13 protein-coding genes are annotated in these 13,509 nt (G+C 73.5%); 5 read left to right on the top strand and 8 right to left on the bottom strand.

What is annotated here, in order from left to right; all coding sequences use genetic code 11:
- Positions 1–186 precede the first annotated feature (186 nt).
- Together ACIGQF_RS13675 and ACIGQF_RS13670 are read right to left on the bottom strand one after the other, a co-directional pair.
- Positions 187–1,311, bottom strand: a complete 1,125-nt coding sequence (locus ACIGQF_RS13675; RefSeq protein WP_399709345.1) for a P1 family peptidase — start codon at positions 1,309–1,311, stop codon at positions 187–189.
- 53 nt (positions 1,312–1,364) lie between these two features.
- Entirely contained in the window at positions 1,365–2,189 is an 825-nt protein-coding gene (locus tag ACIGQF_RS13670) for a L,D-transpeptidase family protein (RefSeq protein ID WP_399709342.1), read from the bottom strand.
- A 348-nt stretch (positions 2,190–2,537) separates the two neighbouring features.
- Between ACIGQF_RS13670 and ACIGQF_RS13665 the strand changes: the two genes are divergently transcribed.
- Entirely contained in the window at positions 2,538–3,083 is a 546-nt protein-coding gene (locus ACIGQF_RS13665; RefSeq protein ID WP_399709339.1) for a group III truncated hemoglobin, read from the top strand.
- A gap of 38 nt (positions 3,084–3,121) precedes the next feature.
- Here ACIGQF_RS13665 and ACIGQF_RS13660 read toward each other — a convergent pair whose 3' ends face one another.
- A complete protein-coding gene (locus ACIGQF_RS13660) occupies positions 3,122–4,240 on the bottom strand; it encodes a methyltransferase (protein ID WP_399709336.1) in 1,119 nt (372 codons plus the stop codon).
- A 262-nt stretch (positions 4,241–4,502) separates the two neighbouring features.
- Between ACIGQF_RS13660 and ACIGQF_RS13655 the strand changes: the two genes are divergently transcribed.
- Positions 4,503–5,753: an amidohydrolase gene (locus ACIGQF_RS13655; RefSeq protein ID WP_399709333.1), complete on the top strand. Its 1,251-nt coding sequence runs from the start codon at positions 4,503–4,505 to the stop codon at positions 5,751–5,753.
- Positions 5,754–6,009: 256 nt separating this feature from the next.
- Positions 6,010–7,128, top strand: coding sequence for a MerR family transcriptional regulator (locus tag ACIGQF_RS13650; protein ID WP_399709330.1), 1,119 nt, complete (start codon positions 6,010–6,012; stop codon positions 7,126–7,128).
- Here ACIGQF_RS13650 and ACIGQF_RS13645 read toward each other — a convergent pair.
- On the bottom strand, positions 7,112–8,374 hold the full coding sequence (locus ACIGQF_RS13645) for an FAD-dependent oxidoreductase (RefSeq protein WP_399709327.1): 1,263 nt from the start codon (positions 8,372–8,374) through the stop codon (positions 7,112–7,114). The two genes, ACIGQF_RS13650 and ACIGQF_RS13645, sit on opposite strands and share 17 nt — an antisense overlap.
- Positions 8,375–8,599: 225 nt before the next feature.
- Between ACIGQF_RS13645 and ACIGQF_RS13640 the strand changes: the two genes are divergently transcribed.
- Both ACIGQF_RS13640 and ACIGQF_RS13635 read left to right on the top strand, forming a co-directional pair.
- Positions 8,600–9,112 carry an AMP-binding protein gene (locus tag ACIGQF_RS13640; protein ID WP_399709324.1) on the top strand — a complete coding sequence of 171 codons (513 nt, stop codon included), beginning with the start codon at positions 8,600–8,602 and terminating at the stop codon, positions 9,110–9,112.
- A gap of 20 nt (positions 9,113–9,132) precedes the next feature.
- On the top strand, positions 9,133–9,348 hold the full coding sequence (locus ACIGQF_RS13635; protein ID WP_399709321.1) for a hypothetical protein: 216 nt from the start codon (positions 9,133–9,135) through the stop codon (positions 9,346–9,348).
- 93 nt (positions 9,349–9,441) lie between these two features.
- On the opposite strand, the gene mscL is transcribed toward ACIGQF_RS13635, so the two are convergent.
- The 4 genes from mscL to ACIGQF_RS13615 form a co-directional block, all read right to left on the bottom strand.
- Positions 9,442–10,017: a large conductance mechanosensitive channel protein MscL gene (mscL, locus tag ACIGQF_RS13630; protein WP_399709318.1), complete on the bottom strand. Its 576-nt coding sequence runs from the start codon at positions 10,015–10,017 to the stop codon at positions 9,442–9,444.
- Positions 10,018–10,603: 586 nt separating this feature from the next.
- On the bottom strand, positions 10,604–11,437 hold the full coding sequence (locus tag ACIGQF_RS13625; RefSeq protein ID WP_399709315.1) for an S-methyl-5'-thioadenosine phosphorylase: 834 nt from the start codon (positions 11,435–11,437) through the stop codon (positions 10,604–10,606).
- Positions 11,438–11,536: 99 nt separating this feature from the next.
- Positions 11,537–11,863, bottom strand: a complete 327-nt coding sequence (locus ACIGQF_RS13620; protein ID WP_361558621.1) for an FmdB family zinc ribbon protein — start codon at positions 11,861–11,863, stop codon at positions 11,537–11,539.
- A gap of 68 nt (positions 11,864–11,931) precedes the next feature.
- Positions 11,932–13,152 (bottom strand): MFS transporter, encoded by a 1,221-nt coding sequence (locus ACIGQF_RS13615; protein WP_399710136.1) that lies wholly within the window; start codon positions 13,150–13,152, stop codon positions 11,932–11,934.
- Positions 13,153–13,509 lie beyond the last annotated feature (357 nt).

Raw genomic sequence — 13,509 nt, 5'->3', positions numbered from 1 at the left:
ACCACCGGGATGCGCGCGGCGATCCGGCGGGAGCGGTGGGTGCGGCGCGGCGGCTCCCGGCTGCCGGGCGCGCCGAGCGTCGGAGGCGGGCGCCTGAGGGGGCGTGAGGAGCCAGCGTTACGAGGGAGCCTGATGGGCCGCCACGAGGGTGATGCCACGGTGGGGCCTGAAAGGCGCTCAGGGCCCTCAGGGAGCCCCGTAGAGATCGTCGTACGAGGGGAAGACGCCGCCCGGCCCGTCGACGCTCTCCGCGGCCAGTACGGCCTTCACGACGGCGCGAGTCAGCATGTCGGCGCCCGCGGCCAGGATCTCGTTGACCGCGCCGGCCTCCGCGTGCACGGCGAACGCGGGGTCGGCCGCCGCGCTCTCCGGCACCACCGGCCGGTCACCGGTGGCCAGCGCGAAGACCGTGTCGCCGTCCGACAGCAGATGGACCGGGCGCACGGCCCGGGCCAGTCCGTCGTGCGCCGTTCCCGCCAGCTTCTGCGCCTGGGCGCGGGTGAGGGCGGCGTCCGTGGCGACGACGGCGAGGGTGGTGTTCAGCGGCGGGCGTGCCGACGCCGCCGAGCGGGCCGCCGACTCCGCGCGGGCCGCGGCCAGCCGCCGCACCGCCGCCGTGTGACTCTCGGGCGCCGGCGGCCGTGCCTCGCCCTCGTACAGCCGCCCGTAGAGCATCCCGGTCACCGGGTCGACCGGCGAGCCGGCGGCGTTGGCCACCGCCAGTACCGCCACCGTCACCCCGGAGGGCAGGACGGCGCTCGCCGTGCCGACGCCGCCCTTGAGGCCGCCGGCCACCGCGCCCGTCCCCGCGCCCACGTTGCCCTGCGGCACCGCGGCGCCCGGAGCGCTACGGTGCGCCGCCTCGACGGCCGCCCGGCCGAGCGCCGCGTCCGGGCGGGCCCGCCAGTCGCCGCCCCGCCCGAGGTCGAAGAGCGCGGCGGCCGGCACCACCGGTACCACCTGCGCGGGCTCCGGCCCCACCTGGAAGCCCCGCCCGTGGTCCTCCAGCCAGGCCGCCACGCCCGATGCCGCGTCCAGCCCGAAGGCGCTGCCGCCGGTCAGTACGACGGCGTCCACGCGCTGCACCAGATTGCGCGGGTCCAGCGCGTCGGTCTCCCGGGTGCCGGGCCCGCCGCCCCGGACGTCGACGGCGGCGACCGCGCCGCCTTCGGGGGCGAGGACGACGGTCGTGCCGGAGAGGTATCCGTCCTCGGTGCGCTGCGCGTGCCCGACCCGGAGGCCCGGTACGTCCGTCAGCGCGTCACGGGGGCCGTGCGGGGTGCGGGCCGGGGCGCCGGGTACGTCAGCCATGCGTCATGCGTACCACGGGGTCGCGGCGCGGGGCAGGCCGCACCGGGCGGGGCTCAGCGGCCCGAGGGGCCCATCACGATGACCGGGTGCTTGGCCGGGTCCAGCGTGCGCAGCAGCTCGCGCATCTTGTCGGCCTTGAGGCTGACGCAGCCCTGGGTCGGGCCGTCGTGGTCGACGTGCAGCCAGACGCCGCCGCCCTTGGCCGCGCCCTCGGGGCGCCGCGTGTCCAGCGGCGAGGAGCCCGCGACGCGGTTGTAGTCGATCGCGATCACGTAGTCGAACGCGCCGGCCAGCGGCTCGCCCTCCACGCCGGATCCGTTGGCCACGAAGGAGGAGTTGTGGTCGTACGGCAGCTTCGTGCCACGCGGCGGAGCCAGCTTGCCGCCCGCGTCGCTGAGCGTGAACACGCCCTCGGGGGAGCGCAGGTCGCCGTAGTGGTGGTCCTTCGTCCAGCCCTTGGCGGCGTTGTGCGCCGGCCAGGCGTCGCCCGCTGACCACTTCTCGGAGTCCTTGGCGCGGGTGTAGAGCGTGACGGTGGAGTCGTGGGAGTCGGTGTCCTCGCCCGTGACGACCAGGACCTGCTGGGACTTGGCCGGAATACGGTCCCGCATCGACGCGTCGAGCCCGGGGATGTGGCCCGGCTCGGAACGGACGGGGGAGCCCTGCTTCAGCCCGGTCGGCCGCTGCTTCGACGACGTGCCGGCGGTGGGGCTGTCCTGTGCCGTGACGGAGGTCCCGTCGGGGCGGTGATCGTCCCCCGAGGCGGGCCAGGCGCACAGCGCGGTGCCCACCAGCACCACCACGGCCGCACCACCGGCGGCCTTGCCGCGTCGGGACAGGCGTATTCGCTCACTGGGCTGGGCGTGCCGGCCTGCCATGGTGTGACAACTCCTCGCGCGACGGCGCTTGCTGGGCATAAAAAGGGGCAATACGTACCCTACCCTTCCCGGGGCGCGCTCAGTCTCCCCGGGCCCTTGCTTCCACCTGATCCGCACATCATGCCCTGAGGCGCTCGATGCCCGCGGGACGCGGACATCCCCCGGCGTGCGACGGACAGTTGGCGCGCGTACTGTACGGCGGCCCCGGCGGTCGCTGCCTCCCGGACACCGGGGGATGACCGGATCCGGCCCTCCCCGGAAGCTCCGCTTTCCGGCTCCGGGTGAGCCACGGCTGCGGGTGGGGCACCATGGACAGGGGGAGCGCGGAGAAGCGGCAGGAGCGAGGACGTGACCGACACACCCATGCCCGCACCCCGGCCCGAGGGACCGGCGGGCGGCCCCCCGGAGGAGCGTGCGGACATCGCGGGCCGCCCGGACCTCGACCGGCTGCTGCGCCGCTTCTACACCGCCGCCTTCGCCGATCCGCTGATCGGCCCGCACTTCACCGAGGTCGCGGGCACCGACCTGGCCGCCCATCTGCCGGTGATCACCGACTTCTGGGAGCGGGCGCTGTTCCGCACCGCCGACCACCGCCGCGAGGTCTTCGGGGTGCACGCCGGGCTGCACCGCGCCCGGCCGCTGACCGCCGCGCACTTCGGGCGCTGGGTCCAGCTGTGGCGGGCCACCGTGGACGGCCTGCACGCCGGGCCGCGCGCCGAGCGCGCCAAGAACCAGGGCGAGCGACTGGCGGTCTCGATGCTGCGCAGCCTGTACGGGCGGGCTGCGGACACCGGCGGCGGCCCCGGCGGCTTCATACCGCTGGCCGCCCTGCGGCTGCGGGGACCGGGGGCGGCCGTACCGGGCGGAGCGGTACCGGGGGCGGCGACGCCGTGACGGAGCCGGTGTCGTCGTGAGCCGCGTGGGCCGGACGGTCAGGGCCGCGGGGCGCTTGCCGCGTCGCCCGTCCCGCCCGTCGCCCGGGGCGCCGTCCGCGCCGCCGGCACCGACTCCACGATCGAGGGGAACGCGGGCGTGGACAGCACGCGCGTCAGCCGGAAGTCCGCCGCCGACAGCAGCGTGGCGTACTCCTCGGCGGTCCGCTCCCTGCCCTCGACGACCGCCATCATCGCCACGTCCATCGCCTTCCCGTAGTGCGGCGCGTTGCCGGGCGGCAGTACGGAGTCCACGATCAACAGCCGGCCGTGCGCCGGCACCGCGTCCCGGACCCGCCGCAGGATGTCCACGCACGCCGCGTCCGACCAGTCGTGCAGCACGTGCTTGAGCACGTACACATCGCCGCCCTCCGGCACGGACGCGAAGAAGTCGCCCGTCTCGGCACGCCAGCGGCCCGCCAGCTCCGGCACGTCCAGCACGTGCCGGGCGATCGCCGGCGCCTGGTCGTGGAGCACCCCGGAGACCGAGGGGTGCAGCTCCAGGACGGCACGCAGCAGCCCGCCCCGCCCGCCCCCGACGTCGACCACCGTGCTGCCCTCGGGGAACGGGTAGCTCTCCGCGACCGGCCCGTCCACCGGCCCGGACAGGGACGCCATCCCCGTGTCGAACAGCTCCCGCGTCCCGGGATCGGCGGCCAGGAACTCGAAGAGCGGCGCCCCGAAGATCCGGTCGAAGGACGGCCCGGCGGTCCGTACCGTCTCCGCCAGCGCCGCCGACGACCGCCGGAACGTCTCGTCGGTCATCATCAGCACCGCGTCCCGCAGCGAGTGCGGCACATCGGAACGCAGCGGCCGCGCGCCCGGCGTCAGATGGAAAGCCCCGGTAGCGTCCTCGCGGAAGATGTCCCGGGTGGCGAGGTAGCGCAGCAGACGCCGCAGGTGGGGAGCGTGCGTGCCGGTGGCCTCGGCGAGCTGCTCGACCGTACGCGGCCCTTCCGCGAGGTGGTCGGCGACGCGGTACTGCACGGCGGTGCGCAGCGCGGCGGAGAACAGATGCCCCAGCGCGTGCTCGATCAGAAAGGCGACCGGGTCCTCCGGCGCCCTGCCGTCGGCGGGGTTCGCCGGACGGCCGGCGAGCGGGACCGTGGGCGCGGCCATGGGCCGCTCCGTGGACCGGCCGGCTGAAGATGTGGTCAACGTCCGCCTCCCGTCACTCACATGAACCGGGCTGAGTCGTCCCGTATCGAGGGTCCACCGTGGCAGCGCCGGGCCCGTCTGTCACCGACGCCTCCCGAACACCCTGCGAACTCCGGCCACCCACGGCCTCGTCACCGCGGGGCCCGGCAGGTGACCCGCGGCACCCGCCGGACGCGCCGGGTCCGCTGTCCCGGTATGGCCCTTCCGTGATCGAATACGGCACATGAGCGATCGCGCGCGAGAGATGGTCCTGGCCCCGCTCGACGCCCGCATGGCGGACCTCGAAGCCCTCTACGAAGATCTCCACCGGCACCCGGAGCTGTCCTTCCAGGAGACCCGCACCGCCGCCGAGGTCGCCCGGCGCCTGAAGGCCGACGGCTTCGACGTGCTCACCGGCATCGGCCGCACCGGCGTGGTGGGCGTCCTGCGCAACGGCGACGGACCGACGGTCCTGCTGCGCGCCGACATGGACGCGCTTCCCGTGACCGAGCAGACCGGCCTGCCGTACGCCTCCACCAATGACGGCGTGATGCACGCCTGCGGCCATGACGTCCATGTCACCTGCCTGATCGGTGCCGCCGGGCTGCTCGCCGCCGGACGCGACCACTGGTCCGGCACCCTCGTCGCGCTCTTCCAGCCCGCCGAGGAGGACGGCGGCGGCGCCCAGAAGATGATCGACGACGGGCTCTACGACAGGGTCCCGGTGCCGGACGTGGTCTACGCCCAGCACGTCGCGCCGCTGGGCGCGGGCCTGATCGCGTACCACGACGGCGCCTGCATGGCCGCCGCCGACAGCCTGCGGATCACCTTCCACGGCACCGGCGGCCACGGCTCCCGCCCCGAGACCACCGTCGACCCGATCCTGATGGCCGCGGCCTTCGTGCAGCGCGTGCAGTCCGTCGTCGCCCGCGAGACCGCGACGCGGGAGCAGGCCGTCGTCACCGTCGGCTCCTTCCACGCGGGCGACGCCCCGAACGTCATCCCCGACCACGCCACCGTCCAGCTCAGCATCCGCACCTTCGACGAGGAGGTGCGCGCCCGCGTGCTGGCCGCCGTGGAGCGCATCGCCCGCGCCGAGGCCGCGGCGTCCGGTGCGGCGCGCGCCCCGGAGACCGAGACCATCGCCGGCTTCCCCGTCACCCGTAACGACTCCGACGCGCTGCGCGAGGTCAACGCGGCCTTCGCCGGGCTCTTCGGCGAGCAGGCGCTGTTCCCGTACGACCCGGCCTCCGGCAGCGAGGACGCCGGCGTGCTCGCGACCGCAGCGGACGCCCCGCTGTACTACTGGTGGCTCGGCGGCTGGGACCCGGCCGCCTTCCGCAAGGCCCTGGAAGCCGGCCGGATCTCCCAGGACATCCCGTCCAACCACTCCGCACGGTTCGCCCCCGTCCAGCAGCCCACCCTGACGATGGGCACCCGCGCCCTGGTGGCGGCCGCCCTGACCGGGCTGGGGAGGGAAGTGGCGGGGGACTGAGGGCGGGGCTCCCATGGGGGAATCCCGCGGGAGTGTTCCGGTGGGGGGCCCGTGGCGCGTTGACCTTGCCCTTGGGGCAGAGCCCAGCCTCGGTCGTGGAAGGCGGCCGGGCGGTCGAGCGACCGGCCGGCCGGCGGGCCAAGGCCCTGCCCGACTACGGCCAGGACCAGGGCCAGGGCCAGGACTTAGGCCAGGTCCAGGTCCAGGTCCAGGGCCACGGTTGTGGCTGCGGCGAGGCACGGGGGAGGGGCGACGGATGGTGGCGGACGGTCTGCTGACGATCGGGGCGTTCGCACGGGCCTCCCGGCTGTCCCCGAAGGCGCTGCGGCTCTACGACGAGCTGGGCCTGCTGCGCCCGGCCCGCGTCGATCCGTTCAGCGGATACCGCTTCTACGCCCGGGACCAGCTCGAACGCGCCCGCTTGGTGGCGTGGCTGCGCCGCCTGGGCATGCCGCTGGCCCGCATCCGGACGGTGTGCGACCTGGCCCCCGCCGAGGCCGCCGCGGAGATCGCGGCGTACTGGACGGGCGTCGAGGCGGACACCGCGGCCGGACGTGACCTGGCCGCCTTCCTCATCGACCAACTGCGAGGAAGGGACCCGGCCATGACCCACGGGACGATCACCGGCATCCGCTACGCGGCCCTGTCGGACACCGGACTGGTACGCGAGGGCAACCAGGACACGGCGTACGCGGACAGCCGCCTGCTCGCGGTCGCCGACGGCTTCGGCGCGGACGGCGCGGCGGCCGGCACCGCCGCCATCGAGGCGCTGCGCAGCCTGGGCGACGCCCCGGCTCCGCAGCCCGGCGACATCCTCAACACCCTCAGCGAGGCGGTCGGGCGCGCCCACCGTGCCGTCGCGGAGCACAGCGCGGGCGAGGACAGCGGCACCACCCTCACCGCGATGTTGTGGACCGGCTCCCGGCTGGCGCTGGTGCACGTCGGCGACTCCCGCGCCTACCTCTTCCGCGACGGCGGCTTCTTCCGCATCACGCACGACCACACCCTCGTCCAGTCCCTCGTCGACGAGGGCCGGCTCACCCCGGAAGAGGCGTCCGCGCACCCGCAGCGGTCCCTGCTGCTGCGGGCGCTGAACGGCCGGGACGGCGAGCTCCCCGTCGCGGACATGAAGCTGCACGACGCCCGGCCCGGCGACCGCTACCTCCTCTGCTCGGACGGTCTGTACGGCGTGGTCCGGGACGCCGACCTGCGCGGCGTCCTGGCCTCCGGGGGCACGCCCGACCAGGCCGTACGCGACCTGATCGGGCTCGCCCGCGCGGCCGGGGCCCCGGACAACGTCAGCTGCGTCGTCGCGGACACGCTCCCGGCCACGGACCTGCGGACGGAGGGCGGCGAGGTCAGGCCAGGCCCTTGAGCATCCCGTGCCAGTAGAACTGCGGCAGTCCGTACCGCTTGAGGAACCACATGTCCGTCCGCTCCTTCGTCGTGTCCAGGAACGGCACCGAGGGAGCGGGCTTCAGCTCGTAGTCGAACTCCGCCAGCAGCATCTTGTGGCGCGCGGTGACCAGCGGGCAGGACGTGTACCCGTCGTACCGGGCCCGGAGCGGACGGCCGCGCAGCGAGTCCCGGAGGTTGGCGACCAGCACCGGGGCCTGCTTGCGTACCGCCGCGCCGGTCTTGGACGTCGGGAGGTTCGCCACGTCCCCGAGTGCGAACACCTCGGGGTGGTCCGGGTGCTGCAGCGTCGCCGGATCGGCCTTCACGTATCCGAAAGGCGAGTCCGGGTCGGCCAGCGGCCCGCCGGCTATCCACTCGGGGGCCGCCTGCGGCGGCACGGCGTGCAGCAGGTCGTAGGAGATCGTCTCCTTGTCGCCGGTCGCGTGGTTCACGATCACGGCCTCGCGGGCCGCGCCGTCCACGGACACCATCTCCGACCGCAGCCGTACCTCGATGCCGTACCGCAGGGCCACGTCCTCCAGCACCCGACCGAACTCCGGCACCTTGAACATCGCCGTCTCGGGCAGCACGAGCACGACCCGTATCCGGTCCAGCACGCCGCGCTTGCGCCAGTGGTCGGCCGCCAAGTACGCGATCTTCTGCGGCGCGCCGCCGCACTTCACCGGCCCGGCCGGCATCGTGAACACCGCCGTGCCGCTCTTCATGCCGCGGATCAGCTCCCACGTGAGCGGCGCCAGCTCGGGGATGTAGTTGCTGCTCACGCCGTCGTGGCCGAGGGCCTGCGCGAGGCCGGGCACGCCGTCGGGGTCCAGCCGCAGCCCCGGCGCGAGCACCAGCCGGTCGTACGAGACGGTCCTGCCCGAGGCCGTGCCGACCGTACGGGTCGCCGGGTCGACGGACACCGCCGACTCCCGCAGCCAGTGCACACCGGCGGGCATGACCTCGGCCTCGGTGCGTAACGACGCCCGCAGCGGCGCCTGGCCGCCGCCGACCAGCGTCCACAGCGGCTGGTACCAGTGCGTGCCGGAGGGCTCCAGCACCGCCACGTCCGGTGCTCCGGCCCGCCGCAGCCTCGCGGCCACGGTGATGCCGGCGGTGCCGCCACCGACGATGACGATGCCGTGGTGGACCCGGGAGCGGTCCTCGGACGGGGACTCGGACGGGGAGGGGGCCCCGTGCGGGTGGTGGGGTGAGGTGGACATCTGCGCCTCCTGAGTCGGTGAGCGGTGTGCACCGCCGGACCGGGACCGGAAGCCCGCCCGGCGGGTTGCCCACAGGCTCTCAGGGGCAGGGTGGGAGGGCGAGGCCACACCAGGACGCTCCGCGGCGGCTCGGGGCGCAGGTGCCGCGGGGCTCCGCAAGGTCGATGGCCGGGGCATCCATCGCACGTTCAATGAACGTTGATCCATGGCCGCCACGCTGGCCGCATGTTGCGCCGCGTACCCTCCGAGCCCGCTGATCCGGGCCTCGCCCCGCAAGCGATGAAGGTCGCCCTGAGCTGGACCGGTGAGCCGGGCCGCTTCGACGAGCTGACCCACGAGCAGCTCATCGACCAGTCCGTACGGGCCGCCGCCGCCCTGGCCCGCTCCGGCGTCCGCACCGGCGACCGGGTGGCCGTCCATCTGCCCCTGGTCCCCGAATCGGTGATCGTCACGCTGGCGTGCGGCCGGATCGACGCGGTGCGCAGCACCCTGCCCGTGTCGATGCGGGCTCCCGAACTCGCCGAGCGGCTCAGGAGCTCCGGGGCGAAAGTCGTGATCACCGCCGACGCCGGCTTCTGGGACGGCGCCGTGCGTCCGGTGAAGCCTGTGCTGGACCGGGCCCTGGCGCGCGGCGGCACGGACGTACGGACGGTGCTCGTCGTGAGCCGCTGCCCGCGCCCCGTCGCCTGGCAGCCGGGCCGCGACCGCTGGTGGCACGAGGCCCTCACGGCCGACTGAACCGGCCGTACCCTGGAGGGGTGAGTGAGACAGCGGACGCCGCAACCGAGAACGAGGGCCGCCCGAGCGCGGGCGAAAGCCGGCCGGGGGCCGCCGCGTTGATCTTCGATGATCCGCTGGACCAGCAGTCGTCCGACGACACGGACCGGGGCTGGGGAGAGCGTCCCCGAGCGGGTGGCGGAAGCGCCGCCGACCTGGCGCGCTTCCTGGACGAGAAGCCGCCCCATCACCTCTGACGGCTCCGCGGAGCCGCGACGGAGGCTCTCCGGAGCCGCCGCTTCCGCGGCTGTCCGGAGAGCCGTCTCCGTGGCGTGGAACGGCCGTACGCGTCAGTTCTGCGACTTCTCCGTGGAGACGGGGCCGGAGGCGGGCCCGGGGATCGCGTTCGCGCCCGTGACGGGCTCCGAGCCGTTCCGCTGGCTGACCAGCGCGTCGCGGATCTGCACCAGCAGCTCGACCTCGGTCGGGTCCACCGGACCCTCCTCGACCGGGTTCTTGGCCTCCTGGCGCGCCTTCCACTTGTTCATCGGAAGGATCATGAGGAAGTAGACGACCGCGGCGGTGATCAGGAACGTCAGCGCGGCGCTGAGCACCGAGCCCCAGAGGATGTAGATCCCGTCGGTGAACTCGCCGGTCTTCTTGTCGACGGGGCAGGTCGTCAGGCAGGTCTTGTAGTGGTCCAGGTTCTGCGACCCGAGCGCACCGACGATCGGGTTGATGACGCCCTTGACCACGGCGTTCACGATATTGGTGAACGCGGCTCCGACCACGACGGCAACCGCAAGCTCGACCACGTTGCCGCGCAACAGGAATTCCTTGAATCCCTGCAGGACGCCGCTCTTCTCGTCGCTCACCTGACAGCCTCTTTCCACACGTACTACGGACGCCGAGCCCGTCCGGGGCATCGGCACTACTTACGAAACGGCAGGGCACGGCCGACCGAGCGGTCACAACGGACCGGCGGATGGACGGAGCGTGAGTACGGGTCAGCATGGCGTTACCGCCGTACGGGGCGAAATCGCCACATTGCGACATCGCGTGGCTGCCCCACCGTTCTTCACAGTTTTGCTTGCCATGTGCGTATCGGCCAGTAGAACGGAATGGCTGAAACCGCCCTCGGCGCGGGTTTCGCCGGCCGGTGGGGTGAGCGCCAGAGCGGCCGCGATGGCCGCCAGGCCAGCGAAAACGGCGTACCGCCGGGTTTTCGGCAGGGGTGCGCGCCAGCGTCGCGCACCGCTGATGCGGAATGGCTCGAAGTGTGGAACCTCACACAACGGGGGTGTGGGGAGTGGGCGGTTGGTGTATGGAGAAGGGGTCATTTCGGTCACCGCCGGAGAAAGGGGATCACACGCCCGGCGTCGGTGCGCCGGGTCGTCGGACGGGATCACCCTGACCGAAATCGGCGGAGGCCGTCGGGGCCTGTGGACGGGCGGAGCGGCTACCCGCCGGTTGTGGACATCCCCGTCACCCGCGAGGGTGAGCGCCGCGCCGTCAGGGCAGCTCGATGCCCAGTTCCCGGTCGCCGTGGGCGGTGCCGCAGTCGCAGTCGCGCGACGTGGCCGCGGGCAGTGCGGCCACCGCGTCGAAGAGGACCTCGCGCAGTCGGCCGATGTTCTCGGCGAAGACCCGCAGGACGTCGTCGTGGGAGACGCCTGCGCCGGCCTCGGCGCCCGCGTCCAGGTCCGTGACCAGGGTCAGCGAGGTGTAGCAGAGCCCCAGTTCGCGGGCCAGGACCGCTTCGGGATGGCCCGTCATGCCGACGACCGACCAGCCCTGCGCGGCGTGCCAGCGGGACTCCGCGCGCGTCGAGAAGCGCGGGCCCTCGATGACGACGAGCGTGCCGCCGTCGACCGGCTCCCAGCCGCGCCCACGCGCCGCGTCGGCGGCGACCCGGCGGCCGGCCGGGCAGTACGGGTCGGCGAAGGCGGTGTGCACCACGTTCGGGATGCTGCCGTCCGGCAGCGGCACCCCGTCGAAGTACGTCTGCGTACGGGTCTTCGTGCGGTCCACGATCTGGTCCGGTACGAGGAGCGTGCCGGGCCCGAACTCCGGGCGCAGGCCGCCGACCGCGCACGGGCCCAGGACCTGGCGGACGCCGGCCGCGCGCAGCGCCCACAGATTGGCGCGGTAGTTGATGCGGTGCGGCGGGAGGTGGTGGCCGCGGCCGTGCCGGGGCAGGAAGGCGACCTGCCGACCGGCGATCTCCCCGAGGAAGAGCGAGTCGCTGGGCGGTCCGTACGGGGTCTCGACCGTGACCTCGGTCACCTCGTCGAGGAAGGAGTAGAAGCCCGAACCGCCGATAACGCCGATCTCCGCGTCCGCCATGCCGGGCAGACTACCGCCCCGCGTACCGGAATCGGCCGTGTCCGGCGGAATGCCGAGGACCCCGCCGTCGGGCGACGGCGGGGTCCTCGGGGAGAGCTGTCAGGCGGCGGAGCTGCTGCTCGACGTGGTCGAGGAGGAACTGCTGCCGGAGGTGGTCGAGGAGGAGCTCGACGACTTGCTGTCGGAGCCGCTCGACGAGGAGGACGAGCTCGACGTCGAGGCCGACGCCGGGCTGCTGCTCGAAGAGGAGCCGCGGCTGTCGTTCCGGTAGAAGCCGGAGCCCTTGAAGACGATGCCGACCGCCGAGAAGACCTTCTTCAGACGGCCCTGGCAGTTCGGGCACTCGGTGAGTGCGTCGTCGGTGAACTTCTGGACGGCCTCAAGGCCCTCGCCGCACTCGGTGCACTGGTACTGGTAGGTCGGCACTAGTCTTCCTCCTGGCACTCTCACTCAATGAGTGCTAACGACGATCCATAGTGCAGTATTCCGGCGCGTCAGTCCACTGTGACCGGCACACGGTGACCGACTCCACGTGCCGCGACCCGTCCCTTACCGGGCGGAACCAGGCGTCCGCGCAGCCCCGCGAGCACCAGAAAGGCCAGCGCCGTACCGGCCAGCGGCACGAAGAAACCGGCGCTGGGCCCGAAGCGGTCCGCGAGCTGCCCCGCGGTCGTGGCGGCCGCCGCCTGTCCCAGCGCCACGGCGCCGGTCAGCCAGGTGAACGCCTCCGTACGGGCCGAGGCCGGCACCAGCGACTCGACCAGCGTGTAGCCGGTGATCAGGGCCGGCGCGATGCACAGGCCGACCACCAGGCCGGTCGCGCCCAGCAGCGGTACCGCGGAGAGCGCCCACAGCGGAGTGGTGGCCAGCGCCAGCAGCCCGTAGGCGACCAGCAGCCGGCGGCGCGGGCCGGTCTTCCAGGCGATCGCGCCGCAGGCGATGCCCGCGGTCATGTTGCCCGCCGCGAAGATGCCGTACAGCACGCCGTTGATGCCCGGCTGCCCGATGGACTCCGTGAAGGCCGTCAGCGAGACCTGCATGCCGCCGAAGACCGAGCCGATGCCGAGGAAGACGGCGATGAGTACCCGCACGCCGGGCACGGAGAGCGCCGAGGCGCGCGTCTCGCCGGGCTGCCTCGTGCGGTGCGCGGCCGGCTGGCTGCGGTGCTGCGACGCGAAGAGCAGGCCGCCGGCCAGCGACAGGACGGCCTCGGCGATCAGGCCGGCCGCCGGGTGGACGCTCGTGCACAGGGCGGTGGCCAGCACCGGGCCCACCACGAAGGTGAACTCGTCGGTCACGGACTCGAAGGCCGCAGCGGTCGGCATCAGCGGACTGTTGCTCAGCCGCGCCGCCCATCGTGCGCGCACCATCGGCCCCACCTGAGGCGTCGAAGCGCCCGTGGGCACCGCGACGACCAACAGCGCCCACAGGGGCGCGTGCAGCAGGGCCAGGGTGATCAGGGCCGCCACGGAGACCGAGTGCACGGCGACTCCGGGGAGCAGGACGGCGCGCTGCCCGAAGCGGTCGGCGAGCTTGCCGCTCTGCGGGGCGAACAGCGCCATGGAGATACCGGTCGCGGCGGAGACCGCGCCCGCGGTGCCGAAGGAGCCGGTGGTGTGCTGGACCAGCAGGACGATGCCGATGGTGAGCATCGCGAAGGGCTGCCGGGCCAGGAAGCCGGGCAGGACGAACGCCCAGGCTCCCGGGGTGCGCAGGAGCTGTCCGTATCCGGGGCGCTTGCCCGAGGGATCCCCCGCAGGAGCACCGCCGGTGGTCGCCGGCTCGTCCTGGACGGTTGCTGCGTTCTGGACCGTGGATGCCACGGCCGGGCCTTTCCGCCGCCTGGTGACGCGCTCGTGAGGTCATCACGGGGAACGCGCCGAGAGCTGTCCTCTCGCGCTGGACCGAGTGATACCGGGTCCGCACCTGAGAGGTGGCTGCGTCACGCAGGGGACCGCGGCCGCCGAGCGGTCGCGCCAGCTCTGCATCAGGCAGAGTGGGTGTCGTGCATTGCCCTCACATACTACAGGCGAGAGAGTGCCGCAGCCTGCGATCCCATTGGTGAGATGTGT

It is taken from the genome of Streptomyces sp. NPDC053560 (genome assembly GCF_044544605.1).
Taxonomy (GTDB): Bacteria; Actinomycetota; Actinomycetes; order Streptomycetales; family Streptomycetaceae; genus Streptomyces.
Note: the sequence above shows the minus strand (reverse complement) of the source record. Positions and strands in the feature narration are given on the sequence as shown.

Excerpts from the sequence above, each read along its gene's own strand:
- ACIGQF_RS13675 (WP_399709345.1), bottom strand. The coding sequence starts at position 1,311 with ATGGCTGACGTACCCGGCGCCCCGGCCCGCACCCCGCACGGCCCCCGT.
- ACIGQF_RS13670 (WP_399709342.1), bottom strand. The coding sequence starts at position 2,189 with ATGGCAGGCCGGCACGCCCAGCCCAGTGAGCGAATACGCCTGTCCCGA.
- ACIGQF_RS13660 (WP_399709336.1), bottom strand. The coding sequence starts at position 4,240 with ATGGCCGCGCCCACGGTCCCGCTCGCCGGCCGTCCGGCGAACCCCGCC.
- ACIGQF_RS13655 (WP_399709333.1), top strand. The coding sequence starts at position 4,503 with ATGAGCGATCGCGCGCGAGAGATGGTCCTGGCCCCGCTCGACGCCCGC.
- ACIGQF_RS13650 (WP_399709330.1), top strand. The coding sequence starts at position 6,010 with ATGGTGGCGGACGGTCTGCTGACGATCGGGGCGTTCGCACGGGCCTCC.
- ACIGQF_RS13645 (WP_399709327.1), bottom strand. The coding sequence starts at position 8,374 with ATGTCCACCTCACCCCACCACCCGCACGGGGCCCCCTCCCCGTCCGAG.
- ACIGQF_RS13640 (WP_399709324.1), top strand. The coding sequence starts at position 8,600 with ATGTTGCGCCGCGTACCCTCCGAGCCCGCTGATCCGGGCCTCGCCCCG.
- mscL (WP_399709318.1), bottom strand. The coding sequence starts at position 10,017 with ATGCCCCGGACGGGCTCGGCGTCCGTAGTACGTGTGGAAAGAGGCTGT.
- ACIGQF_RS13625 (WP_399709315.1), bottom strand. The coding sequence starts at position 11,437 with ATGGCGGACGCGGAGATCGGCGTTATCGGCGGTTCGGGCTTCTACTCC.